This is a genomic window from Roseivirga sp. E12 (genome assembly GCF_017592825.1).
In the GTDB taxonomy this organism is placed as follows: Bacteria; Bacteroidota; Bacteroidia; order Cytophagales; family Cyclobacteriaceae; genus Roseivirga.
Window position 1 is genome coordinate 983,848 of the sequence record NZ_JAGFMD010000001.1, and the last position, 26,509, is coordinate 1,010,356.

At 40.9% G+C, this 26,509-nt stretch carries 24 protein-coding genes; 17 read left to right on the forward strand and 7 right to left on the reverse strand.

All coding sequences use genetic code 11. The features are described 5' to 3' along the window. Positions 1-47 precede the first annotated feature (47 nt). Positions 48-1,961, forward strand: a complete 1,914-nt coding sequence (locus J4E76_RS04230) for an ABC-F family ATP-binding cassette domain-containing protein (protein ID WP_208501486.1) — start codon at positions 48-50, stop codon at positions 1,959-1,961. Here the strand turns inward: J4E76_RS04230 and J4E76_RS04235 are convergent, their stop codons facing one another. After that, entirely contained in the window at positions 1,962-3,395 is a 1,434-nt protein-coding gene (locus J4E76_RS04235; protein WP_208501487.1) for a hypothetical protein, read from the reverse strand. Then, the gene (locus J4E76_RS04240; protein ID WP_208501488.1) at positions 3,392-3,949 is read right to left on the reverse strand and encodes an RNA polymerase sigma factor; all 558 of its coding nucleotides are present in this window, start codon (positions 3,947-3,949) and stop codon (positions 3,392-3,394) included. The genes J4E76_RS04235 and J4E76_RS04240 overlap by 4 nt, the downstream gene beginning before the upstream one ends. A 98-nt stretch (positions 3,950-4,047) precedes the next feature. Between J4E76_RS04240 and J4E76_RS04245 the strand changes: the two genes are divergently transcribed. Next, entirely contained in the window at positions 4,048-5,316 is a 1,269-nt protein-coding gene (locus tag J4E76_RS04245) for a type IX secretion system plug protein domain-containing protein (protein ID WP_208501489.1), read from the forward strand. Here the strand turns inward: J4E76_RS04245 and cas6 are convergent. From cas6 to J4E76_RS04260, 3 genes are all read right to left on the reverse strand, one after another. After that, positions 5,313-6,125, reverse strand: a complete 813-nt coding sequence (cas6, locus tag J4E76_RS04250) for a CRISPR-associated endoribonuclease Cas6 (protein ID WP_208501490.1) — start codon at positions 6,123-6,125, stop codon at positions 5,313-5,315. The two genes, J4E76_RS04245 and cas6, sit on opposite strands and share 4 nt — an antisense overlap. A 132-nt stretch (positions 6,126-6,257) precedes the next feature. Continuing rightward, positions 6,258-7,355, reverse strand: coding sequence for a redox-regulated ATPase YchF (ychF, locus tag J4E76_RS04255; protein WP_208501493.1), 1,098 nt, complete (start codon positions 7,353-7,355; stop codon positions 6,258-6,260). Positions 7,356-7,507: 152 nt separating this feature from the next. Further along, positions 7,508-7,852: a DUF3276 family protein gene (locus tag J4E76_RS04260; RefSeq protein WP_208501494.1), complete on the reverse strand. Its 345-nt coding sequence runs from the start codon at positions 7,850-7,852 to the stop codon at positions 7,508-7,510. Between the two features lie 182 nt (positions 7,853-8,034). On the opposite strand from J4E76_RS04260, the gene J4E76_RS04265 reads away from it, so the two are divergent. After that, positions 8,035-8,940: a DUF58 domain-containing protein gene (locus tag J4E76_RS04265; RefSeq protein WP_208501495.1), complete on the forward strand. Its 906-nt coding sequence runs from the start codon at positions 8,035-8,037 to the stop codon at positions 8,938-8,940. A 58-nt stretch (positions 8,941-8,998) separates the two neighbouring features. Here the strand turns inward: J4E76_RS04265 and J4E76_RS04270 are convergent, their stop codons facing one another. After that, entirely contained in the window at positions 8,999-9,343 is a 345-nt protein-coding gene (locus J4E76_RS04270) for a 4Fe-4S dicluster domain-containing protein (protein ID WP_208501496.1), read from the reverse strand. A 146-nt stretch (positions 9,344-9,489) separates the two neighbouring features. Between J4E76_RS04270 and J4E76_RS04275 the strand changes: the two genes are divergently transcribed. The 13 genes from J4E76_RS04275 to J4E76_RS21120 all read left to right on the forward strand — a co-directional run bounded on the left by J4E76_RS04275 (position 9,490) and on the right by J4E76_RS21120 (position 24,646). Next, complete coding sequence (locus tag J4E76_RS04275; RefSeq protein WP_208501497.1) at positions 9,490-10,500, forward strand: acyl-CoA reductase; 1,011 nt, start codon at positions 9,490-9,492, stop codon at positions 10,498-10,500. Between the two features lie 176 nt (positions 10,501-10,676). After that, entirely contained in the window at positions 10,677-12,041 is a 1,365-nt protein-coding gene (locus J4E76_RS04280) for a short-chain fatty acid transporter (RefSeq protein WP_208501498.1), read from the forward strand. A 16-nt stretch (positions 12,042-12,057) separates the two neighbouring features. Beyond that, a complete protein-coding gene (locus J4E76_RS04285) occupies positions 12,058-13,311 on the forward strand; it encodes a hypothetical protein (protein WP_208501501.1) in 1,254 nt (417 codons plus the stop codon). A gap of 105 nt (positions 13,312-13,416) precedes the next feature. After that, positions 13,417-14,115, forward strand: a complete 699-nt coding sequence (locus tag J4E76_RS04290) for a hypothetical protein (protein ID WP_208501502.1) — start codon at positions 13,417-13,419, stop codon at positions 14,113-14,115. 119 nt (positions 14,116-14,234) lie between these two features. Next, complete coding sequence (locus J4E76_RS04295) at positions 14,235-16,499, forward strand: aconitate hydratase (protein ID WP_208501503.1); 2,265 nt, start codon at positions 14,235-14,237, stop codon at positions 16,497-16,499. A 173-nt stretch (positions 16,500-16,672) separates the two neighbouring features. Next, a complete protein-coding gene (locus J4E76_RS04300; RefSeq protein WP_208501504.1) occupies positions 16,673-18,223 on the forward strand; it encodes an L-serine ammonia-lyase, iron-sulfur-dependent, subunit alpha in 1,551 nt (516 codons plus the stop codon). A gap of 80 nt (positions 18,224-18,303) precedes the next feature. After that, positions 18,304-18,804: a hypothetical protein gene (locus J4E76_RS04305; protein WP_208501505.1), complete on the forward strand. Its 501-nt coding sequence runs from the start codon at positions 18,304-18,306 to the stop codon at positions 18,802-18,804. A 158-nt stretch (positions 18,805-18,962) separates the two neighbouring features. Continuing rightward, entirely contained in the window at positions 18,963-20,315 is a 1,353-nt protein-coding gene (locus J4E76_RS04310; protein WP_208501506.1) for a nuclear transport factor 2 family protein, read from the forward strand. Between the two features lie 225 nt (positions 20,316-20,540). Continuing rightward, a complete protein-coding gene (locus J4E76_RS04315; protein ID WP_208501507.1) occupies positions 20,541-21,032 on the forward strand; it encodes a hypothetical protein in 492 nt (163 codons plus the stop codon). 285 nt (positions 21,033-21,317) lie between these two features. Then, positions 21,318-23,426, forward strand: a complete 2,109-nt coding sequence (locus J4E76_RS04320) for a hypothetical protein (protein ID WP_208501508.1) — start codon at positions 21,318-21,320, stop codon at positions 23,424-23,426. A 112-nt stretch (positions 23,427-23,538) separates the two neighbouring features. Next, positions 23,539-23,916 (forward strand): DUF1428 domain-containing protein, encoded by a 378-nt coding sequence (locus tag J4E76_RS04325; RefSeq protein ID WP_208501509.1) that lies wholly within the window; start codon positions 23,539-23,541, stop codon positions 23,914-23,916. A gap of 205 nt (positions 23,917-24,121) precedes the next feature. Then, entirely contained in the window at positions 24,122-24,529 is a 408-nt protein-coding gene (locus J4E76_RS04330) for an EthD family reductase (protein ID WP_208501512.1), read from the forward strand. Positions 24,530-24,544: 15 nt separating this feature from the next. Beyond that, positions 24,545-24,646, forward strand: a complete 102-nt coding sequence (locus tag J4E76_RS21120) for a DUF2200 family protein (RefSeq protein WP_208501513.1) — start codon at positions 24,545-24,547, stop codon at positions 24,644-24,646. A gap of 86 nt (positions 24,647-24,732) precedes the next feature. Here J4E76_RS21120 and J4E76_RS04340 read toward each other — a convergent pair whose 3' ends face one another. After that, a complete protein-coding gene (locus J4E76_RS04340) occupies positions 24,733-25,896 on the reverse strand; it encodes a retropepsin-like aspartic protease (protein ID WP_208501514.1) in 1,164 nt (387 codons plus the stop codon). Positions 25,897-26,011: 115 nt separating this feature from the next. Between J4E76_RS04340 and J4E76_RS04345 the strand changes: the two genes are divergently transcribed. Continuing rightward, positions 26,012-26,491, forward strand: coding sequence for a winged helix-turn-helix domain-containing protein (locus J4E76_RS04345; RefSeq protein WP_208501515.1), 480 nt, complete (start codon positions 26,012-26,014; stop codon positions 26,489-26,491). Positions 26,492-26,509: the final 18 nt, after the last annotated feature.

Genomic DNA, 26,509 nt, shown 5'->3' on the forward strand with positions numbered 1-26,509 from the left:
TCAAAGGCTGTGGTTTGATTTGTGTTAGGGAAGGCTAATTTTGCGGCATGATTGCCATTAACAACCTTTCCTATCTTATCGGTGACAGAGCCTTGTATGACAATGCTTCGTTGCATATCAAACCCAATGATAAAATCGGTCTGATTGGTTTGAATGGCAAGGGTAAATCCACCCTTCTGCACTTGATCATTGGCAATTATCAGGCAACTAGTGGCGAGATCTCAAAAAGTAAGGATTGTACCATAGGCTTCTTGAACCAAGACCTGCTCTCTTACCAATCAGATGAAAGCATATTAGCCGTGGCGATGCAGGCATTTGAGCGGGCTAATCAACTTCAGCGAAAAATTGATTCTATCCTTAAGCAGATGGAAACTAACTACGAGGAACAACTTGTAGATAAGTTGACTAAGGCTCAGGATGAGTATGAAGCACTTGGTGGGTATAGCCTTCAGTCTGAAGCTGAGGCGATCCTCGAAGGAATTGGATTTCGTACAGAAGATTTGCAACGCCCATTGAGAGAATTTTCTGGTGGCTGGAGAATGCGTGTAATGCTGGCTAAGCTCTTACTTCAGAAGCCTTCCCTCCTGATGCTTGATGAGCCTACCAACCACCTTGACCTTCCGTCAATTCAATGGATTGAGAATTACCTTAGAAATTATGAAGGTGCGATTATAGTAGTATCACACGATAGGCAGTTCCTTGATAATGTGATTACATCCACTGTCGAAGTTGCTAGGCAAAGTCTTACACATTATGCAGGTAACTATTCCTTTTACTTAAAGGAAAAGACACTACGCGAAGAGATTCAAAAGAACGCTTTTGAAAACCAGCAGCAGGCCATCAAACAAACGGAACGTTTTGTAGAGCGATTCAGGTCTAAAGCGACTAAAGCACGTCAGGTACAGTCAAGAGTGAAAGCCTTGGAAAAGATGGACCTGATTGAAGATGTGGTTGATGAAAATATGACCATGAACTTTAAGTTCGGTTTCAAGCAGAAATCAGGTAGGTATATCATCGAATTAAATAATATCTCTAAGGCTTATGGCGACTTGCAAATCCTAAAGAATACCAGTGCTCAAATAGAACGTGGTGACAAAATCGCACTTATTGGTGCTAATGGAAAAGGGAAGTCTACTATGCTACGGATCATTGCAGGCACCGAGCCAATTGAAGGGGAGCGAAAAGAAGGTTTCAACGTCCTTACGGCTTTCTACGCTCAGCACCAATTAGAGGCCCTAAACCTACAGAATGAAATTCTGGATGAGCTCAAACAGGCTGGTAGTAGTAAAACTGAAGGAGAATTACGGGGCATCTTAGGTTGTTTCCTTTTTCAAAACGATGAGGTATTTAAGAAGATCAAAGTCCTTTCTGGAGGTGAAAAGTCTCGCGTAGCTTTGTCCAAAACCCTTCTATCAGAGGCCAACTTCCTAATGATGGATGAGCCTACCAATCACCTGGATTTTCTTTCAGTAAACATTCTGACACAGGCACTTCAACAATACGAAGGTACATTCGTGATCGTATCTCACGACAGGCATTTTGTATCCCAAATCGCCAATAAAATCTGGTACATAGAGGATGGAGAGTTAAAGGTTTACCCAGGAACCTATGATGAATATGAATACTGGCAATCTCAGAAAGAGAAGCAAACCGTAGCTCAAAACACAAAGCCAAAGACTGAAACAAAACCTAAAGTCAGCCAACCAAAACCAAGGGATAACGAAGAAGAAAAGGAACTCAAGCGATTGAAAAAAGAACTTAGTGCCATTGAAACAAAAATTGAGGTTCTGGAAGCGGAAGTTTCAAGTATTGAAGAAGAACTCAGCAAACCTGAAGTATTCGGAGACCCTGACCTATTGGCTGAAAAAAGTCAATTGCATCAGGTGTCAAAAGATAAGCTTGAGGCACTGCACATTGAGTGGGAGGAGTTCGCTACAAAAATTGATACTATCGAGGGTTAGTTACTCCTCTTTTCTCGTCAAGAAATAATTCAATGATAGTCCAAAGCCTAATACTGAGGCAGGACTAGAGTTTACTTCATCACCAATACCAGTAACAAATCTTCTGTAGCTAATATCTCCGCTAATTCCAAACTGACTATTTAGTCTATAATTTAAGCCTAAACCGGAGACCCCACTGATGTTAGTTCTGTTCAAGAAATCACTTTCTGAGGGGTTAACTTTTCGGGTTTCGAGAAAGTTAAGATCACCTTTAATCTTATAGGCTAAGAAATAATCAAGACCAAGACCAGCTCTTACCGCAATATCAAATTTGCCAAAAGTCACAACCTTATAGCTAAAAGTACTCTGTAGAAATAGACTCTGAACAGTGTTTTCTAAATCATATTCTCCGACAAAGAATACGTTTTCCGAATCAAAACCAATCGGTGCATAAATTGGCAATGACCTTCCATCCTCAACCGAATAGGCGTTCGATCTATTCCTGAATCTAAATTCGGAATACCTCGCACCTAGATTCAGAGAAAGCCTCCTGCTAAGATCCATAGTAAAACCAAAACCAGCACTAATAGCACCTACCGCTTGGTCTTCACTAGACTCAACATCAGCAGCCAAAGCATTCAAGTTGCTTGGGTCCTTCAATTCTGCCTGTACAGCACTCGTTGAGAAACTCGTTGAAGATAAATTCATTACGCTATTACCCAAAGAACCATTAAGGCTATTCTGACCACTAAAATCAGCTCTTCTTGGAACAACTTTTTCTGCACTTGCCAACTCAAGTTCCATCATAGGTTCCAACTCCATTTTAGCATTGAACATCAGCATTTCTGCTGCAAGGCTATTGCGATAAGGTTTAGGCTCAGCAAGTACCATGATGGATGGATTGAGCACTTCAAATGGTCCGACACTTTCAATCGGCTTAAGCATATCCGAAACCGGATCGTTTCCTCCAGTGACTTCCTCACTCTTTCCTTCTTTAGGTATTACGTTCTCAGTCTTGGCCTGTAAACTACTCAGCTCTGTATTGGAAGAAATTGGGTCCTTGATCGATTCTCTTGAGTTATCCGCAGTGTTTAGTTCTGATTCATCCTTGTTAGAAGCTAACTGGTCATTGCTGCCAGCATCTGTTTCTTTAGGAGCATCGTTATTTTTCGTGTTAGGGTCTTTTGTCTCTTGTTCATTGTCCTCTCCTTCGACCTTAGACAGTTCCTTGACCGGTAAATTTGAGTTACTATTAAAGTACCCATCATTGTATAGGAAACCGAAAGTGAATATCACAGCCAAACCAGCTGCAACTCCATAGGTCTGCCACATAAAGAAGAACCCTTTCTTCTTTTTGGCTGTTAAGGCAGCTTCAATACCCGTCCAGACCCTATCGGACGGTTGAAATTCTGCTCCCTCAAAAACATTTTGAATATCGTTTTCAAAACTGCTCATGACATTAACATATTAGATTGAACAACTCCATTTGCTTCATCAATCATAGATTTCAAAAGCGCTCTTGCCCTGGCATATTGCGACTTAGAAGTTCCCTCTGAGATCTCTAATTGTTTCGCAATTTCCTTATGGCCATAACCCTCTATTGCAAAGAGGTTAAACACCGTTCTACAACCGACAGGCAACTTTTGCAGCATTGCCATGATTTCGGTGAAATGTAGATTGGATAAAATCAATTCTTTTTCCACATGAAGTGGCGTTTTATCAATATCCAGCATTGGTTGCTGGTAAAGCTTCTTTCTGTTGTGATTGATTGAGGTATTGATCACAATGCGTTTCAACCAAGTAAGAAATTGTGCTTCTTGCCGAAACGATTCCAGACTATTGAAAATCTTTACAAATGCGTCTTGAAGGATATCTTCGGCATCTTCTTGCGATTTCCCATACCGCATAGCCACTGGCATCAGTTTTGCAGCATAGCGATCATAAAGTTCGCGCTGCGCCTTCAGCTCACCTTTAACACATTTATTAATTAATTCTATATCTTGAATCATTGACGCAGAGCATCCGCTTCTCTTGATAATATTGACACAACAAAGAACTAAAAGGTTGTTAAGGCAAGATAATTCATGCGAAAAGGTTATTAACACTAATGAATACCCAAAAAACTAGTCTCACTGTCCTATTATTGGTCCTTTTTGTATCGATTACTTTCGGACAAAAGCAATTGTTGTACCAAGATAAGGCCTATGAGTCTACCATAAAGACAATCCAACTCTACCCAAATGATCCGTCAATAGAAGCTTCCTTATCACCCCCTATTAAAGACATTGACGATGACCGAAAGCTCTTGTTAGAGTTTGATGACTTACGTGAAGATGCAGACTACTACTTTGTCTACTTCATTCATTGCAATGCCGATTGGCAACCATCCGACCTTAGGGCACCCATGTATATGACAGGATACAATGAGTTTGAAATAATGAATTTTGAATTCAGCTCACAGGCAAAGATCAACTATGTGCACTATAGCTTTGAGCTCCCAAAGTTTAAGGAAACGGGGAATTATCTCGCTGTGGTCTACCGCGATAGAAAAAAGAAAGACATCATCTTATCTAAGCGATTCTCACTCTATAAAAATCAAGTGGCCGTTGGCGGAAATATCAGTCGATCGTCAGATGTGGCCAATCGATTGAAAAACCAAAGGGTTGAGGTTACATTAAATTATGCTGGTCTCAATGCAATGGACCCAAGTAAAGACTTCACTGTGGTGGTAAGGCAAAACCAGAGACCAGATGTAACCAAACTAGGCCTTGACCATACCTTCATAGATGATAATGCCAAGCTTATCCGTTACCAGAATTTAGGTGAGGAAAATGATTTTCCTGGCTGGAATGAATTTCGGTTTTTTGATATCAGTACAGTAAATGGGTCAGGGAGGAATGTTGCCCAAATCGGTTTCACAAACAATAGGCCGCGTGCTCAATTGATTCCCGACAGAGTGCGAGACCCGGCATATTTTCAAGTTCTTGACGTTAACGGACAGTATTACATCAGAGACCTAGAAACAGGTCGTGATGGCCGTCTTACAGCCGAATATGTAGATGTCAAATTCACGCTTGACTATCCCGAGACAAGCGAATCAATTTATTTGGTTGGGCAGTTTAATCAATGGATTAGAAATGAGAGTTCATTAATGCGCTATGATCCAGTCAACAAAAACTACTATTCCAATCAACTTCTGAAACAAGGCTGGTATAACTACCTGTATACTGTAGATTCAAGCAACCCGCAGAGTGTGGAACAAAGCTTTTTTGAAACCGAAAACCTGTATGAGGTTTTAGTCTACTTCAAGCCCATGGGTGGAAGGGGCGATCAACTGGTCGGATACAGCAGGATCAATTACAACTCAAGGCGTTAGACTGTTACCAATTCCTTGCTAAAACTGTACTGCTCTGTTCTGTCAATTGGGTTTGCATTGGCAATATCCAACATGCCAAAGCCCTTGTAGGTGTAATTCCCTAAGCCACAGTTAAATAGAAACTCTTGTACTTCTTTCGCTGCATACAGTTTAAAGGGAAGTGTATAACCTCTCACTTCATATTTGACATCCATATCAAAGACTGAGTAAATACGCGCAAACTTCTTCTCTTTTTCCCTAAGTCGGTTGAGATAAGCAACATCAGGAACAATCTGGAACTTATTAAAACTAGCAAGTTGTGCCTCTGTATAGAGTCCTGTAGATTCCATGCGTTGCATTGTAGAATCGTATAAGAGGTCAGAAAATTCGTCTGTCTCAGGTAAGATAAATCTCTTACCTTCTGTATCGTTGAATGCAGCCTTGGTCGGAACTACTGGTGAAATGCAGATAAACTTCATTTCATCTGTCAGGTCAATAGCCTTTTCTACCTCAGTATTCATCGGTGAAACCTCAAGGTTGCCCAGTTGGACATCATCGAACTCAAATACCTGCTCCAATAAGTAATCTAGAAATGCCTGATCAGCTGAGGAGATTACCAGTGTCACCAGGCTCGAATAGTAATGTAGCCCGTTTCTGGAAATCTTTGTCTGACCTTTAAGGCCTGAAAAATTGAAGTAAGGATAATGAATGTACTTTTCATTGCCCCCTTTTACCAATACACCTTTTAAAAACTGTGCTAAAATATGTTGGTGATGAAATGGAAGATATGCCCCCCTATTCTTCAGCTTAAAAATTATTCTAACTCTCACGACACTCCTTTTTCAACTATACCTTCTAATCCTCAAGCACATACATGTGTTCAAGTCATTGGCATAACTGAATGATATTAGAGATTGTTCAATTGCTAGAAAAAAAATAGAATAAATGTCAGTTGGAGATCACTAAACATTGAAACGGAAATGCATCACATCACCGTCTTTGACAATATACTCCTTACCCTCTACAGCCATTTTACCTGCCTCTTTAATAGCTACTTCTGTCTTATACTCTTCGTAGTCGGGTATTTTGATCACTTCAGCTTTGATAAAGCCTTTTTCAAAGTCAGTATGAATAACACCTGCTGCTTGTGGTGCCTTCCAGCCTTTCTTAATGGTCCAGGCCCTTACTTCGGTTACACCTGCTGTGAAATAAGTAATGAGGTCAAGCAAGGAATAGGAAGCCCTGATCAGTTTGTTTAAGCCAGACTCAGTAAGTCCATACTCCTCCAAGAACATTTGCTTCTCGTCCTCCTCTTCCAATTCGGCAATTTGAGATTCTATTGATGCCGAAATCATAATAATCTCAGCTTCTTCATCTTTGATACCTTCCTTCAGTGCCTCGACATGATCATTACCTGTATGAATCGCAGACTCTTCTACATTCGCCACATAAACCACTGGCTTGATGGTAAGTAATGAAAGGTCTTTTAAAACTTCCAACTCATCCTCGTTCGCTTCAATGGCTCTTGCATTCGCTCCACCTTCTAGCGCAGCTTTGAACTTCTCAAGTACAACGATCTGCTTTCTGGCATTGGCGTCACCAGACTTAGCAACCTTTTGATTTCTTTCAATTTTCTTGTTGATGGATTCCAGATCTTTGTATTGAAGCTCAGTGTCAATCACATCTTTATCAAAAACTGGATCAACACTACCAGCTACGTGAACTACATTGTCATCATTAAAGCATCGAATAACGTGGATGATCGCATCCACCTCTCGGATATTTGCCAAGAACTTGTTACCAAGCCCCTCTCCTTTACTCGCTCCTTTTACCAAACCTGCGATATCCACAAATTCGATCACAGTTGGGATAACCTTTTGAGGACTTACTAAGCTTTCCAGAACATTCAACCTCACATCGGGTACCGTAACAACTCCAACGTTAGGTTCAATAGTGCAAAATGGAAAATTAGCAGCCTCCGCTTTAGCGCTAGAAAGTGCATTGAATAGTGTAGATTTTCCAACATTAGGAAGTCCGACAATACCACATTGTAATCCCATGAGTCTTATTAACTTTTATCTGATGACTTCATTTAAAATCGCGCGCAAAGATAACGATTATTGCTTTCGACAGAAATGTAAGCCTGAGTTATAGGACATAAAAAAACCCTACCCTGATAAAACAAGATAGGGGTTCATTTAAATCTCTTTAGTTAGTCCCAGCTCAGCTGGCTATCTGAATCTCCATCGGCAGCATTCTGCATGCTGAACTCTTGGTCTTCTTCGTATTGATCGAAATCAAATTCGGGCATTAACTCTTCCTTAACATGCTCTACAGTTTCACTCAAGGCATTTACAAATTTTGCAAAGTCTTCTTTATACAGGAAGATTTTGTGTTTCTCATATGTGAAACCATCTTCTTTGTATTTCCTTTTGCTTTCTGTAATAGTAAGGTAATAATCGTTTGAGCGTGTAGCTTTGATATCAAAAAAATAGGTTCTCTTCCCTGCTCTTACCCTCTTCGAAAAAATTTCATTCCGGTCCTTTTGCTCTTCCACAGTCTTCGTTTTAAATCCCTTTAAAGGTCGAATTATTAAAAAAGTATGGCCTAATATAAACCATTAATAATTACTATTGCAATAACCGTAGAAATAAAAGGAGAAACTTCAGGTTGAATTATAGAGTACCATTTAAAGGCTGTTTAACGCCTTTAACTCAACATTAAACAAGTCTAGGAAAGATGCAGTTCTCGCTCGAAGAAATTAAGAAGTTTGGTAATATCGAATTACTCGCTAAGCAAATGGTAGAGGGCTTCATTACCGGATTGCACAAATCGCCCTATCATGGCTTTTCCGTTGAGTTTGCAGAACATAGGCTCTACAATAATGGTGAGAGTACACGACACATCGACTGGAAAATTTTTGCGAAGACTGATCGTCTTTATACAAAAAGGTACGAGGAAGAAACCAACCTCAGATGTCAATTGGTCTTAGATCAGTCTTCATCAATGTACTACCCTACTGAGAACTACGGTAAAATGCGCTTTTCGGTATTGGCAGCAGCTTCCATCACCTACCTTTTGCATAAACAACGGGATGCCGTGGGCCTACATACTTTCAGTGACAAGCTAGAGTTGGAGACTCAGGTTAAGTCTTCGCCTGCTCATATTCATAAGCTATTTCTACAGCTCAATGGCTTGCTAGAAAAAGAGAAAACCGAAAAGAGAACTAATGTTGCACAGATACTTCATCAGCTCGCACAAAAGGTTCACCGAAGATCTCTGGTTGTGATATTCAGTGACATGTTCGATAACCAGAACAATGAAGAAGAGTTGATGTCTGCACTTCAACATCTCAAGCACAAAAAGCATGAAGTTTTACTCTTTCATGTCACAGACCATAAGACTGAATTCAATTTCGAGTTTGAAGACCGCCCTTATGAATTTATAGATTCCGAGACGAAGGAAAGGGTTAGGTTAAATCCTGCGACTATCAAGAAGGACTTCAAAAAACAAATGGACAGCTACTACCACGAGCTTTACCTAAAATGTGCCAAACTAAAAATTGACTTGATAGAGGCTGATATTAATGAAGGGTTCGACCAAATACTCAAATCTTATTTGATTAAGAGAGGTAAGATGTCATAAAAAAGGCCTCCATTCGGAAGCCTTATTCTTAATTATCAATTCTTAACTCCTAATTCACTTATACGTGCATCCAATCCTTCTTGGCGTATAGCTCTTCTTCAGTCTCTCTATAATCTGGATCATCCACGCAGCAATCCACTGGACAAACTGCAGCACACTGAGGCTCTTCATGGAAGCCCATACACTCAGTACACTTGCCAGAAACGATATAATAGAACTCGTCAGATACCGGTTCTTGAGGCTCATTGCCATCTACCTTGCTACCATCCTCTAATTCAATCTCCTTTAAGTCAGTACCTCCGGCCCACGTCCATTCCATACCGCCTTCATATATTGCTGTGTTAGGACACTCCGGCTCGCAAGCCCCACAGTTAATACATTCATCAGTGATTATAATCGCCATATCCTCTATATCTTTTTCTCAGTCTTATTTCAACAACATTTTGCGCATGAAGTTTCACGAAATAAGATTTTTTTCAGTCGCAAAAGTAATACTCAAATTCACTTAGAAGTAAACTTAAGGCGTATTTTTGCAGCAACGATTGAAAAATGACTATTCAAGAGCGAAAAGAAGGTTTATCAGCACTAGGAAACTGGTTTGGCACCATTAATACCAGTGAGTTAGATCAGTTAGTAATGATGGCTGGCAATGAAAATAGCTGGTTCACTCCCGAAAGTGTTAAAAATGCATTCGCTGCTTGGGCAGAAGTGCTTAACGCTGAGAAAATTGAACAGTGGACATCGGGTCAAACCTTAAACCCCATCTCAGCAAAAAGAATTGGTTTGATCATGGCTGGAAACATCCCCTTGGTTGGCCTTCATGACCTCTTGACAGTGCTGATATCAGGGAATGCTGCTCATATCAAATATTCATCTCAAGACAGAGCTCTGATGAGTGCCGTGGTGAATCAGCTGACAACAATTAATCCTGGTTTCCAAGAACATATCAAAGTAATTGATAGGCTCAACGATGTAGATGCCATCATTGCCACAGGATCTGACAATAGTGCGAGGTATTTCAAACACTACTTTTCAAAGTACCCCCATATCATCAGGCAAAATAGAGTTTCCATCGGCATATTAGACGGGAATGAAACCGAAGAAGAATTAGCTAAAATTGGACAAGATGCTTTCCAATACTTCGGTTTAGGTTGCCGAAATGTATCTAAAGTCTTTGTACCCAAAGGTTTTGAATTGCCAAAACTTATCAAGTCGCTAGAAGCCTTCGGACCAATTCTGGATCATCATAAGTATAGAAACAACTACGACTACAACAAGTCCATTTACTTGGTCAATGGAGAACCTCACTTGGATTCTGGCTTCTTCTTGATGCGAGAAAGTGAAGACCTGGTCTCTCCTATCTCAGTTATCTATTATGAAGTTTATGATAGTCCAGCAGCACTCGACTTGAAGCTGTCTGCAAATCGAGAAAAGATTCAGTGCATGGTTTCAAGAGATGCCTGGTATGAAGGAAGTTTAGACTTCGGCTCAGCACAAACCCCTGAACTATGGGATTATGCTGATGGAGTGGATACACTTGAGTTTTTAGAAGGGCTTTAATTCAATTGGTATAGTAAGCTCTAACCTCCTTACTGCTACCCATACTGATCCTAATTTTCCAAGCAAGCATAGAGCAACTGATAATGATTAGAACAAAGACGAGACACTTTTTCAAGGCTTACTGAATCTAATCACAATATAGTTGCCTAATCTTTCTTTTTGACACAACTTTAGTCATGCGAGAAAACAGCCTGTACCTTAAGTTTGTTCGAAACATTCTTCCCTCTCCATTCTCCATTGCTGTTTTACTAACACTGATCACATTCATCCTTGCCTTAATTTTTACACAAAGACCTGAAAACGCAGGTTCCGCCTACCCACTTATCATTCTGGAGTATTGGGAAACAGGCTTCTGGGAGCTTTTGGAATTCACCATGCAGATGGCTCTAATTTTGGTGCTGGGTCACACATTGGCTTTGACACCTTTCTTTAACCAGATCATCTCCCAGTTTACAAAGTATTGCAATAATACTGCCTCCGCTGCTTTGTGGGTGAGTCTATTGACAATTGCCGTTAGTTTTATCAATTGGGGCCTATGCCTTGTCTTCGGTGCAATCTTCGCTCGAAAAGTAGCCGAAAAAGCCAAGGCTAATGGATGGAAACTCAACTATCCGCTAATTGGTGCGGCTGGCTATAGTGGAATGATGTGCTGGCACGGAGGCTTTTCGGGTTCAGCACCTTTGACTGTTGCTGGTTCCGATCATTTTCTTGCCGATCAGATTGGGCAAATTGGCATTGAACAGACGCTCTTGTCTTCTATGAACCTTACGACAAGCCTGATGCTCTTGGTTGTTATCCCTTTGGTATTTTATGTTTTAGGAAAACGAAATCATGGCAGTGAATTGAACTTATTGGATCTAGGCGAATCAAGTTCTGATAATTCAAGCCAAGAAGCTCGTAAGCTTCCGAGGGCGGAAAGGATCGATCACTCAAGACTTGCAGCAATTCTCTTAGGTGGAATTATCTCTTTTATCGCTTTGCGAAAAATAATCACCACACCTACCGGTACTGGACTAGACTTTATTAATCTCAACTTTATCAATTTTTTCCTTTTCGGACTGGGCATTCTACTTCATGGGTCGTTTTCGAAATTTCTATCCGCCATCCAAGAAGCAATTGGGGGTGCAGCGGGCATCATCATTCAATTCCCCCTATACGCTGGCATCATGGGTATCATGAAGTATTCCGGCCTCGCAGCAGGTGTATCCTATGCCTTTGTCGATATTTCCACCGCACTGACACTGCCCATCTTTGCCTTCTTAAGCGCTGGACTGGTCAATATTTTTGTACCTAGTGGCGGTGGTCAATGGGCAGTTCAAGGGCCAATTGTAGTTGAAGCGGCACAAGTACTCAACGTACCCGTTCCTAAAATTGTGATGGCATTAGCATATGGCGATCAGCTGACCAATATGCTTCAGCCTTTTTGGGCATTGCCTCTATTGGGCATTACCAAGCTGAAAGCAAAAGATATATTGCCTTACAGCCTTATCATTATGACCACTGGGTTAATCATCTTTATCCTTAGCCTACTGCTTTTTTAACCTGACTTGATTTCATATGAGACACTTCATTCTTGCACTTCTGACCCTGACTGCCTCCACTTTATGTGGACAAGCACCTCGACAAACTCAAACCGATAGTTATACGCGTTACGAATTACTTTCTCCAGAAAGCCAAAGCTTCCGAATCATTTATGATGTCAGTGCTACTAATGCCGGGGCTACCAAATACTTCAATACCCTTAGAGCAGGGAGTGAACATGTAGTGGATGCCGTTTGGGATTTAATGACGGGCAAGGAATTGATTTGGAAAATCGTAGGTGGAAATGAAGCACGAGCCAATGGTCTTGCATCAGCACAAGAAGCTGGAGAGTACCTTATGGTAAGTCTCGCTAGGCCAGTTCCAAAAGACGGGCAAGCTAGATTAAGAATTGATAAAACTTATCAAGACGTAAACAGCTATTATACCAAAAACGGAACAATCGTATTTGACCGATCATTAGGCATTAAACGAAACTCTGTGGTCCTTCCTATAGGATACGAACTGATCAGTAGTAACTACCCTTCTCAGGTAATTCAGGAGGAAGATGGTCGAATCAAAGTGAGTTTTATGAATAGTGGGCCATCCAGTGTTCCTTTCAAAGTGGTAGCGCGTCCAGCCGATAACATGACTTTTCGACCCAGCCCTCAGAATCCTTGGGAAAGACTTACGGTTCCGATGGTCCCCAGTAATCAGAGTCGTGCTAGAGTTACGTACAGTTTTGGAGAACGTAGTTTTGAAAACCGAGACATCATGTACTTTTTACAGCAACCAGAAACAAACTCCTTCTTTCTTTACCATGACTATACCGAGTCCAGAGAAGGCATTGATAAATATGTAAATGTAGTGAGAGCTGGTAGCAAGGCTTCTGGTCCTTCTGCTCGCCTATTGGATACTGGTGAGCAATTGAAAGTAGAAACTCTTGTTGGAAATGAGATAAGCAGAAAAGGAATTGAAGTTAACGGCTTAACCGATAAGACTGAAGCCATCGTGATTTGGTTTGACCCCATCAAAAAAGGTGAGACCAAAAGACTGAGAATATCAGAAACTTATACCGACCCCAATCGGTATTTGTTAGTCGATGATCAACTGATCTGGGACAGAAGTTTTGGACGTAACCGCAATACTGTCATTCTTCCCGAAGGTTGGATGCTTACTGCCAGTTCTATTCCAGGTACGATAGACATGACCGAAGATGGTAAAGTCAGGATTAGGTTTGTCAACGGGCGCCCTGATAATATCAGGGTATTTATCAAGGCCATAAGGAGATAACCATTTGATTATAAATATTTAAATTAGCCTCTAGTAAACAATCTCAAGAAGACCTTGGCAAACCGTTATAGCCTTTCAGACGACAGAAGACGAAACCCTTTTGGAATGATCCTAAGAGTTCTTCTTGAAATGATAATCATTGTAATTGGGATTTACATTGCTTTTCAGCTAGAAAACAATCGTGAGGCTAAAAACAAGGCAGCTCTTGAGCAAAGTTATCTCGAGCAACTTCTAGAAGAGGTGGCCATTAATGAAGGTGAATTGCTTGCCGATCAGGATGCTCGTAAGGAGCAAGTCATGTACCTGAGGAAATTATTGGAGACTCCATTGCGCCAAGTTGATCCAGACACAATTCGGAGAGCCATGGATGTTCTGCTTATGATTAGACTTTACTCTCCTACAGATGCAGTTTATCAGGACTTAGTTTCATCGGGCAACCTTGGAATTATTAAGTCTGATGCATTTAAAAGGGTGCTAATGAACTATCGCAGAGCCCTGTCCAGGGTTCCCAGCACCGAAGATAGAGACGTTAGACTTATCTCAGATCAGTTAGAGCCTTACCTAATAGACAAGCAACTCCTTTCATTTCTTGAGCCTCATACCGACCTCGATGAGATTAACATTTCAAACGATCAAAAAGATAGAATGATACGCCAACTGCTTAGAGACAGGAAGTTTATTGACCTAGTATATTTGCGGGTTAACACAGTTCAAGATGTCATCTTTTTTGAGAACCCAATGCAATGGCACCTGCTGGCGATGAAGAATCTACTTCGGAAAGAACTGGGCTTGCCTTCTGAATGACATTTTCCTATCATATCTAAGCTTACTTCAAGTTTTATTTCCTCTCTTTTTTGATAACTTTGCGACCCCTATGAGGGTTATACTCATAGTGTAGTTTTGAAAACATTAAAACCTTTTCCATGGCGTTTGATATTGACATGATAAAGGCTGTTTATGAAAGAATGCCCGCCCGGGTTGAAGCAGCCAGAAACTTAGTCGGAAGACCACTTACCTTATCAGAAAAAATCCTCTACTCCCACTTATGGGATGGTACTCCTTCTGAAGTATTTGAAAGAGGCAAGTCTTATGTAGACTTTGCACCTGATAGAGTTGCAATGCAAGATGCGACAGCTCAAATGGCCCTATTGCAATTTATGCAAGCCGGAAAAGATAAAGTAGCCGTACCATCGACTGCACACTGCGATCACTTGATTCTTGCCAAACAAGGCGCAGAACAAGATCTAAGAAATTCATTGACTGCTTCTGGTGAAGTATTCAATTTCCTCGAGTCGGTTTCGAACAAATATGGCATCGGATTTTGGAAACCAGGTGCAGGTATCATTCACCAAGTAGTACTTGAAAACTATGCCTTCCCAGGTGGAATGATGATTGGTACTGATTCTCACACAGTAAATGCTGGTGGTCTGGGTATGGTAGCCATCGGTGTTGGTGGTGCTGATGCAGTAGACGTAATGGCTGGTATGGCATGGGAACTTAAATTCCCTAAGCTCATCGGTGTGAAGTTAACAGGCAAGATGAATGGCTGGACTTCAGCCAAAGATGTAATCCTTAAAGTAGCTGGTATTCTCACTGTAAAAGGTGGCACAGGTGCTATTGTAGAATATTTCGGCCCAGGCGCACAGTCTTTATCTGCCACAGGAAAAGGAACTATTTGTAACATGGGTGCGGAAATTGGAGCGACAACTTCAACTTTTGGTTATGACGACTCTGTGGAGCGCTACCTAAGAGCTACTGATCGTTCAGATGTAGCAGACTTAGCCAATACGGTGAGACCTCACCTAACGGGTGACGATGAAGTGTATGCTAGTCCAGAGCAATACTTCGATCAAGTGATAGAAATTGACTTGAGTACTTTGGAACCACATGTAAACGGACCATTTACGCCAGACAAAGCTACTCCTGTTTCTCAAATGAGAGCCGAGGCTGAGGCTAATGGATGGCCTACCAAGGTAGAATGGGGATTGATTGGTTCTTGTACCAACTCATCTTATGAAGATCTTTCTAGAGCTTCTTCCATTGCCAAGCAGGCAGTAGATAAAGGATTGAAAACGAAGGCTGACTTTGGTATCAACCCAGGTTCTGAGCAAGTGAGGTTCACCGCTGAAAGAGATGGTTTACTTGAGATATTTGAAAACCTGGACGCTACGATTTTCACAAATGCTTGCGGACCGTGTATCGGTCAGTGGGAACGAGCTGGCAACAATGAAAGAGTAAACACGATTGTTCACTCATTTAATAGAAACTTCTCTAAAAGAGCAGATGGCAACCCGAATACTCACGCTTTTGTGACTTCTCCTGAAATGGTAGCAGCAATTGCGATCTCTGGAGATTTAGGCTTCAATCCTATCACAGATACGCTGACCAATGAGAACGGTGAGCAAGTAAAACTTGATCCACCTGTGGGTGATGAATTACCAGACAAAGGCTTCGATGTTCAGGACAACGGTTATCAGGCCCCTGCAGCAGATGGTTCTGGCATTGAGGTGGTTGTAAAGCCAGACTCAAAACGCCTTCAGCTCCTTGCTCCTTTCGCTCCTTGGGACGGAAATAACATCACTGGCGCTAAGCTTTTGATTAAAGCATTTGGTAAGTGTACTACGGACCACATCTCAATGGCAGGTCCATGGTTGAGGTTTAGAGGTCACCTAGATAACATTTCTGATAACTGTTTGATTGGTGCAGTGAATGCTTACAATCAGGATACCAACAAGGTGAAAAACCAAATTACTGGAGAGTACGGACCAGTACCAGCTACTGCCCGTCAGTACAAAGCAGAAGGCATTCCTTCTATTGTTGTAGGTGACCACAACTACGGTGAAGGTTCTTCACGTGAGCACGCTGCAATGGAGCCGAGATTCTTAGGTGTGAAAGCAGTACTGGTGAAGTCATTCGCCCGTATTCACGAAACTAACCTGAAGAAGCAAGGTATGTTGGGTTTGACCTTCGCTAACGAGGCAGACTATGACAAAATCCAAGAAGATGATACCATCAACTTCCTTGATTTGGTTGACTTCGCTCCTGGTAAACCTCTGACCTTAGAGTTTGTACATGCCGATGGTAGCAAAGACGTCATCATGGCTAACCATACTTATAATGAAGCCCAAATTGGTTGGTTCAAAGCTGGCTCAGCATTGAACTTAATCAAACAGCAAGCTGCTAGCTAATTCAATCCTCTCCTTTCAAGGAGAGGCGTCCTTTTAAAAGCTTTCTCACTACGAAAAGTCGAAGGGACGGAGAGGTTAAAGAGTCCTCATAAAAAACCTCAGTCCTAATCGGGCTGAGGTTTTTTTGAACTTCAAGTGATTTGCAGCTAACTTATTAGAAATTAGATAAGTATATGTCTGCAGCCAGTATTTTCAATGATGTTATCGGACCGGTAATGAGAGGTCCTTCAAGTTCTCATAGTGCTGCTGCATGTCGTATGGGGCTGTTGATTCGGGATTTAATGCAGCATGATATCTCAAGCCTTTCTGTAGATTATGATCCTAATGGTTCTCTAGTCACTACACACAAAAGCCAAGGTACAGACATGGGGCTTTATGGTGGATTGATGGGATGGGAAGCTGACGATCCGAGAATGGTGGATTACGAGTCTCACCTCTCAAATTCAGGCATAACAGTCCACGTCAATTACCTGAGCTATGGCGCCACACATCCGAATCAGTACCGCATCAATGTGACTAATCAAGACTTTACACACAGCATTACAGCCATAAGTACCGGTGGCGGTATGATGGAAATCACTGAAGTCGATGGTGTGCAATTGTCAATATGCGGAGACTATTACGAGTTGCTGATGTACGTAAAAGGGGGCGTTGAATCATTCGACTTACCAGAATTAAGCCATGAGGTTCAGGTCACCCGAAATGGAGCCTTTATCCACTTAAGAAGTAGTCAGTCCTTTCCGAATGACCTTATCAAAGCATTATCCTCGAAAGAGGAAGTTCTTAAGTCGGTTGTATTAAGCCCAGTTTTGCCTGTCCACTCAAGGAAAGACCTTACAGTCCCTTTCAATACCTGCTCAAAAATGATGGAGATTGGCTCACGAGAAAACCTCTCAATATGGGAGTTGGCCATTAAATATGAAGCAGCCAGAGGAGGTATCTCTGAACCAGAAGTACTTCAAAAGATGACTCATATTCAGGGCATCATGAGAAAAGGCATAGAGACCGGACTAAAAGGAAAAGAATTTGACGATAGAATTCTACCTGTACAGTCCGTTGGCTTTCGAGACAAGATGCTTGACAAGCAATTACTTGATGCAGGTATGTTGAACAGAGTCATTTTGTACACCACAGCCATGATGGAGGTAAAGAGTAGCATGGAGGTTTTCGTAGCAGCCCCTACTGCTGGGTCTTGTGGTGCACTCCCCGGAGCCATCTTGGGAGTCGCAGACCATATGAATGCAAGTGAAGACCTAGTCAACAAAGCCCTTATGGCTGCAGGCATTATTGGTCTATTCATTGCAGAACATGCAACATTCGCTGCGGAAGTGGCAGGTTGCCAGGCCGAAACTGGTGCTGGCGGAGCTATGGCAGCCGCTGGTCTAGTGGTCCTTATGAATGGTAGCTTAGAACAGGCTACCTCAGCCGCTTCTCTCGCATTGCAGAATTCGCTAGGTATAATTTGTGACCCTATTGGAAATCGTGTAGAAGCTCCCTGCTTGGGAAAAAATATTATGGCGGCTTCAAATGCACTCAGCTGTGCAAATATGGCTTTAGCCAACTATGAACATCTCATCCCCTTTGATGAAGTAGTACAAAGCATGAAGGAAGTCGGTGATATGATGGCCCATGAACTCACCTGCACAGGACTTGGAGGTCTTGCTGCCACACCGACCGGACAAGCCATCAAAAATAAACTTGAACAAAAAGCGATCTACTGTTAGAACAGTGTTACCCTGAAGTATGATTCATTACCTCGGAACTATTTGACAACTTCCGTATATAACGGTGTTGTGTTTAATTAATGAATAAGAGCAATTCAAATATTAACTTGATAGAAGAAGGACAAGGTTTAGGCGTTCTAAAGTTTGGACTTGAAAGGAATGCTGTTGAACTGATTCTTGGTGTGCCTGATGAAAAAGAGAAGTACTCTTATTCGAAAGACGAAGAAGACTTAACCGAAAGTTGGCATTATGACAACCTAGATTTGTCTCTAGGGTTTGACGAAGATGATGATTGGGGATTAGTGACTATTGCCATCACTTCAACGGAATATAATTTCAAAGGATTTTCGCCAATTGGATTGACCAAAGATGAGTTGAAGAATAAACTAGACACTATCGGGATAAGTGACCTTGAATTTGAAGATTGGTCATCAATAGAAAGTCCTTCGCATGAATTACTTTCTTCAGATTCATTGGGAATCAATTTCTGGTTTGATGAAAATCGACTAAGTGAAGTTCAATGGGGACCACTATTTATTGACGATGAAACAATTAATTGGCCAGAAATAAATAAAAACTAAACACAACAATCGCTACTACTAAGGTCTATCACTTCAGGTTTATAAATCCGAAGTCCAGACTGATCATGAGAGACCTATGATCAAACACATATGCTTAGGTTTACATTGGGCCAAAACTCCAAATCGAGGTCATAAATCAAAGCCTTAAAAATCTAAGCATGAAATCAATTTCAATCCTTCTACCTCTCCTACTATTAACCCAGACCGTTTCATACGGGCAACATGAAATATTCCAGAATGACGAAAAAGGGCTTATTTCAAACACCCTTGAAACTCATTTTGAAGGATGGATGACTGGAGACACTACCCTATTAGGCAAAGTTCTGCATGCAAATTACCAGATCAAAAATGTAAAAGATGACAAGGTGTTGGCGTTCGACCGAACCACCTATTTGAGGTCCTTTGAACCTGGGCCAAGAAAAGAGAATTCGGCTCTAAGAATTATTGAAATAGATGTTACTGGTAATGTCGCTTCTGCGAAATGTGAAATAGAAACCACAAAGAGATTGTATACGGACTATGTCAATTTGATGAAAATTGAAGAGAAGTGGTTCATAGTAGATAAAACAGCAACCAGTAAATTAAAAACCAGAGATGGGTTTTACATCAACTGGAACATCGATAGAACTCAAAAGGAAATTAAGCCGAGCCTTCCAATTTCCATAGAAGAGGCACAAACGATTAATTGCTATTACGTCAAATTTGATGACCAAAACCGGGTAACCAGTGTAAAGTATTTTTTATCCGGTAAGCCATCTAACCATGGAAGCTTTGGTGCTTTCGAATTAAATAGAGTTTACCAGGATAAAATCATACAGGTAAGGTTTAAGAATACGGAAGGACAATCAGTTGCGAATGCATCTGGCACAGGGCTAATCAAGTATCATTTAAATGAGTCTGGCCACTGGATGAGTAAAGAGTACTTTGATCTCAATAGCAAGATGATCGATGCTGATGGTGTTGCCCAAGTAGTAGTGACTAGAAACAATAAGAATGAATTGACTTCATGGACAAGATATAACCTAAAGAAGGAGACTATTCCCTACTTCAATGGCATAAAGAAGACAAATTATGTGTTTGATGAGCAAGGTCAGATTGCTTTTACTCAAAATCTTGATGCCAATGGTAATCTAAAAAATGGCCCTCAGGGTGTAGCCGAAGTAGCCTATAGTTTTGATGAAAACGGAACACTCCTTTCAAGAGAATTCAGGGATGAAAACCACCAACCTATTATGCACCCTACTGCTAAGTTTTCGAGAGTAGAATATCGAGAGTTCAATAAGTACGGTATTCCAAAACGGTTTTATTCTATGGATGAAAAGGGCTATCCGATAAGGTATGGGGTCCTGGAATACAATAGGAATATGTCTATAAAAAAGAAAACCTATTACAACAAACAGGGTGAAATCGCGGAATCTGAAGAAGGATTTGCCTACACTATTTACATATACAATGATCAAGGAAAATTGATAAAAGAGAAGCTTTTGAATCTCGCTGGAAAAGAAATCTAGAAACGATATGTTGAGCCTTTATCAACTGGGAAACTTACCGTTCTGAACTATGTCGCATTAGTTCAAAAGTCTTAGACATAACAATCGTTAGTGTTGCATAAGCCATGTCCTTCTAGTTTGCTTTGGCGTAACCCAACCGTTTATCAAACACCTCCTTCCCAAATCCCTTGATTGTTTATTCAATAACTTATAGTCATCTTCAAGTACATCAATGAGTACTTGAAGATGAAAAACCTCAGTCTAATTTTAGTATTAGTATTTACCTCAGTTCAGTCAAATACTGTCATTCAAGACAACAAGCGTACTGAGGAGTTAGACCGCTATTGGAAAGCCTTAGCCAAAACAGCCAAAGCAGGGGATTTTGAAGGAATGAGATCTCTTTATCATGAAGATGCAGTCTTGGTGAAAGAAGATACCACCATCGCCATTTCGGAGGCATTCAAGTTTCGTTGGAAAAAGGAAATTCTAGAAGTAAGGGATGGAAAGCGTGCAAATACACTAGAATTTCGCTTCTCCAAACGTGTGGGCAATCACATCACCGCCTATGAAGAAGGAATCTACCATTATACCTCTGTAAAAACTTCAACTGGTAAAAGCCTGGGAGATAGTTATATCCATTTTGAGACATTATTAGTCAAAGTCAATGACAATTGGCTCACACTTATGGAATATCAAAAAACCGAAGCGAGTGAAGAGGAATGGGCCGCACTTAAGTAGAGATTGCGAATTGTCGAACTAAGCCACTACCTAATCCTCTCCTTCTAAGGAGAGGTGTCCTAGCGAAAGCCTTATCGTTTTAATAGACTAAATGGACGGAGTGGTTGAAAAGCTCAAATTGAGATCAAAAAACTGAAGCTATCCCGAATGAATAAGGCTTACTTAAATATCACCCGATTATACCAGATATTCATATTTCCCAGAATCAATGAAAAGTCATCCGAATGAGCCTGTGCTTTTTTACTGACACCTAATGTGTTATGTTTATATAATTCCTAAGTAGCAGTGTTCAAATTTATTCAAGAGTTAAAAAGACGAAATGTCATTAAGGCAACGATCTCTTATGTTGTCTTTTCTTACGCAATACTTCAGATAGCCTCTTTATTAATCGGCATTTTAGAATTAGACAAAGGGATTAATAAAATAGTACTTATTGTCCTCATCATAGCGCTACCACTTTGGATCGTCTTTGCATATATCTACGAATGGACACCCTCTGGTTTCAAAAAGACAGACTCTATTGCGGAGGAGAAGAGTATACATGAGGCAACAAGCAAAAAGCTGAATCATTACATCATAGCGGGGCTCTTCCTACTTATTATTCTATTGGTTGCTGATCGTGTTTTTGATTTTACGGGCAACATAGTTAATAAGCCTGATTCCACACAGGTAATCGTAGTCTTACCTTTTACCAGCGAAGGTGAAGATGAAGAAGAGTTCTTCAGTTCGGGGATTCATAACGATGTAATGACACGCCTTTCTAATATTCACGACTTCAGAATCATTGCAAGCTCAGCTGTGGCTGAATACAAAAACTATGAGGGTGACCTGAGAACTATCGGTGATAGGTTTGATGCTAATTATGTTCTTCAGGCTGCGGTTAGAAAAAATGGTCAACGCGTACGAGTGACCGCTGCTTTGATCAATGCGAAAAACAATCAAACCGCATGGTCCAATGTGTATGATGGAGAACTATCGGATGTTTTTGAATTACAGTCGGACATTTCCATAAAGATTGCTAACCAGCTAGAAGCCAATTTAAGTGAGGAAGAAAAGGATGAATTAAAAGCTTTTCCTACCGATAATATTTCAGCATATGAAGACTATTTATTGGCCAGACATACCGTTACCAAGCCTAATGCTGGTTATGATGAGTTCAATCAAGGGCTTATAATTTTAGAAAGAGCAGTAGCTGCGGATCCTAAATTCACAAATGCATGGACGCTGATTGCCGAGATACACAGTGTAAGGTATGACATACTGAAAAGGGACCCTAATAACCAAGAAGAGGCCGAAAAGGCTAAGGAGGCTACCTATGAAGCTTTTAAGGTTGCCCAAGCCTTAGCACCAAATAACCCAGATCTCCTTTCAACACAGGCATTTATTTTCAAGAACATTGAACAAGATCCTCTTAAAGCACTCTCAGCTTTTGAAAAGGCCATTGAACAAAATCCTAGTGACTACATCTCTTTAAAGGAAGCCGCATTTCTGTACACCTTCTTTGATCAACCTATTAAGTCAAAAGAAGCATTAGAAAAGGCTTTTGCCTTAACTCAGGACAATGGACCAATCAGTTTTCAGCTCACCTTTGCCTATGAGGTACTCGGTGAATACGAAAAAATGGTTCCTATTCTGGAGAAACTGGCCAAATACTATCCTAAGGAAAAGCATTACTTAGTGGATGCCAAATATTACCAGTTCCTGAAAGATGGTAAACTTTCCTCCTTTAACGATTTCAAAGCAACACTCGAGAGTACAACTACTGAATTTCCGTGGGATGAACGAGCAGTGAAAAACAAAGAAATGGTGGTGGCCATGTTCAACAATGAATTCGAGAAGTATCATGACAAATGGGAAGGTCACATGGCATCTCATACTGCCGATGGACATAATGGATGGGTTTGCCCCATGGTAGCCAATGATAACCTTAATCAAGCAAGGCTTATGCTAACTATGGGAGATCCTACTGAAGGTCAAAAGATGTTGAACGAGGTAGAAAGCATTGTCCTGAAGCCCATAAACCTTTATTCAGTATGCACTTTTGATCCAGACATCTACCTTCCCAAGCTTGATTTTCTCAAAGGAGATACGGAGTTAGCAAAACAAAAGCTAGATGAAGTAGTATTACGAGTGATTAAGAATAAGAGCTTTCCTACAGGCGCAGTTGAACGTGCTGTTCTTGTACAAGCCTCGGATATGATTGACCCTGACAAAGTCTATACCTATTACAAGCAGGTGACTGACAACTCTGTTTCTTTCATCAGTTTTGAGGCTATTTGTGCTGAACCCTGGACCTACCCCAACCTGATCAAAGACCCTCGCTTTCAGGAAGAGATTAGAAAAGATGGCAGATTCGTGGAGTTCCTGAGCACATTTGGCTTTTTGAAATCATAGCACTCCTCTTGGCTTTTTCTTAATTATCGTTTGTCAGTCTCATCCTTGATTTTTAAAGATTTATCTAGAACTTCCGTTTACAAAAGTTTTGTACCATAGTAAAAGGAAAACCATGACAGGCTATATAGACGGTTTCGTTCTCCCAATCCCAAGAGCTTATTTGAGCGAATACCGAGAAGTTGCTAAATCAGTTGCAGAGATTTGGAAGCAATATGGTGCTCTTGCCTACTTTGAATATGTCGGTGAAGATTTAACCTTAGAAGGTGTCCGGTCTTTCGCAGAGGTAGTTGAGGCAAAAAATGATGAAGCCATCGTTTTCGGCTGGGTTGTATTTCCTTCTAAAGAAGTGCGTGACCGAGCGAATGCTGAGGTTCCAAATGATCCGAGAATGAGCGACTTAGTCACACCATTGACCGACTCGTCAAGGTTGATTTTTGATGCTTCCAGAATGGTCTATGGTGGATTCCAACCTTTGGTTCAATCGAAATAATACCACATCATTGACAAAAGCAATGACTCAACTGGGCACTACCCTTCGGTTTAGGCCCAACCCCAGGGCCCAAAATTGTAATACTACAATACTTTCACTCCCTCTCTCAGGGGTTGATTAGCTCACAACTATTTATCATCTTCCTAATGCACAAAGTCAGGGTTAATCGCTCTGAACTGATTTTTGAAACTCAAAACCTACCACAATGAAATTCAAAGCTACACTCCTAGTACTTAGTATTAGTACGCTGTTAATCAGCTATGCAGGAACTAAATCCACCGATACACTTCAGGATAAAAAAGGAATGATCAAAGTAACCATCATGTACCCTAATGGAGATGGAAATACATTTGACATGGACTATTATATGAATAAACATATGCCCATGCTGGCGGGCCTTTTAAAACCTATGAAGTTTTATAAAATAGATAAGGGTATAGGCGGAAGAACGCCAGATGAGCCGGTTCCATTCTTAGCTATTGGTTACTTGTACTTTGACAAACTTTCTGATTATCACGAGTCTTTTGGCGCCAATGCACAAAAGATTTTGGGAGATATTCCAAACTATACGAACGCCCAACCTTTACTTCAGATTAGTGAAGTCGTTGAGTAGAAGCTCACGAGTCCCATGAGCCAGCAACCAAGGTATTTGGATAAACTCATAGATGAGCCGGCCAGTGGTAGGAAAATGGAAAATATTTGGGCCAAGCATGAGTCCACTTCCACTTAAATATCAAAATGGCACCCACTTATTGTAGATGCCACAATGAACCAACCATTGACAAACACCAATTCACTTTTTCAACAAAGGTGTTATTATGACACCCGTTTGTAAGGGCCTTCCTTTCTACCGTCCTTGAAAACCATTTCTATTTCCACAACCTCATTATTCTCATTTCTAATAAAGTGGACCTTTGGGATCTCCTGCGGAGCATAAACCCCTTCTGGAACAGTGATCTGATAGAGATCCTCCTCAACTCGAACCAGTTCCAGAGCCATAGGAGCACCAGCACGTTCGTACATTAACTTGTCAGAATCATTTAAGAATATTTTCCTGTCTCCAGTATATGTGCCAATAAAAGGCGACCTTGAGGTGCTCATCTCCATTACCACTCTGGTCGTAGAATTACCGTCTACTCCCTTCTCTAACTTAATCAAGCTGTTTTTTCGGTCAATGGTAATCTGAAGTTCATTGATTACTGCATACCCAAGGTTGACAAACTCAATCCCTTCAGAAAGCCTGATTCGAGGATCATTAAATACAGCATTACCAATACTTACTTCTCCATCAAGCTGCGCATCCCAGCTCTCAAAAGTGGCCACAGGAGTTCTCATAGGAAGCCCTCGTTTAGGAGCTCCTTTATATTTCAGTTTGTCTTTAAATGAATAGGGAATTGTAATGGTAAATGGGTTTCCAGAATCGAGGTGTGCTTCTACTTCATTCCCCATTATGTCAATTTGGAGATTTAGATTTCGAGCATCCTGAACAAAGGGAATAACATCTTTGTCTGTGGCACTCAATTCACCCTTTGTTAAAATGAGTTGTGAGCCTGGATAGTCCATTGTTACCAGATAGTCTTCCAAAAAGAAGCCTCCCAAAATTCCATCAACAGGCAACAATTTCCTCAATTCAATGACATTCATTTCAGTGTCCTTGATGATATCGGATCCCGAAAGGGCTAAATTCTTGACTCCAACCCGTTTTGACATAAGTCTATTCTTAGAGCCAGGAGTTCTCAGTGGGTCCTCTCCCACGACCTCCAATCCAAGTGCATCGCTCAAACCAGCATCCACCACGTTTGTTGAAGATCCCGTATCGAAGATGAATTTGTAAGGACCTTTCCCATTAATCATTACATCCATAACTGGTCGGTGCGAGCTCATATCAATAGGAATAATGGTGCCACTAGTAATCGTTCTCTGACACTGACCTCCAAAAGTGAAAAACAAAAAGACAATTGCTATTAATAGTTTTTTCATAGTTAACGACTGTTAAGATTTTGTATGAATAGATTTTTGTGATTTTCTTAAGACAAGGATCGATATGCATCCTGCTGAAAACCTGAAAAACAGATGAAATTTTGGTCCTATTAACATGAAAGAAGAGAAAACACAGGAGATAGAAGACATTGAGTTAATCGGCTGGAAATTTTCCGCAGCCCATGGAACGCTCAGTAACCCCGAGGGTGAAAACGTAATTCTGGAGCCCAGACTTTCAAAACTGATGTATGTACTAATGCTACACATGGATCGCATAGTTTCAAGAAGTCATTTGGTCAATAATGTTTGGCAAGACACTGTGGTAAATGATGAATCGTTGACTAGAGCCATTGCAGATTTGAGAAAGATCCTGAAGAAAAATTTCTACTCGGGCATTTCCATTGACACGGTGCCCAAAAGAGGCTACATGCTTAATTTAAAACCCGTAGATAGAGTTTATGCACTCAAACTAAGAATAAAACGTCCCATTCGTACGGCTGTCATCAGTTCTCTACTCCTTGGCATTTTTCTACTCTGGTACTCTGGCTATCTAAAGTTTGTCGCAATTAATGGTCTGAGCCTTCTCTGTCTTTGATACAGGAATAGTAGACAT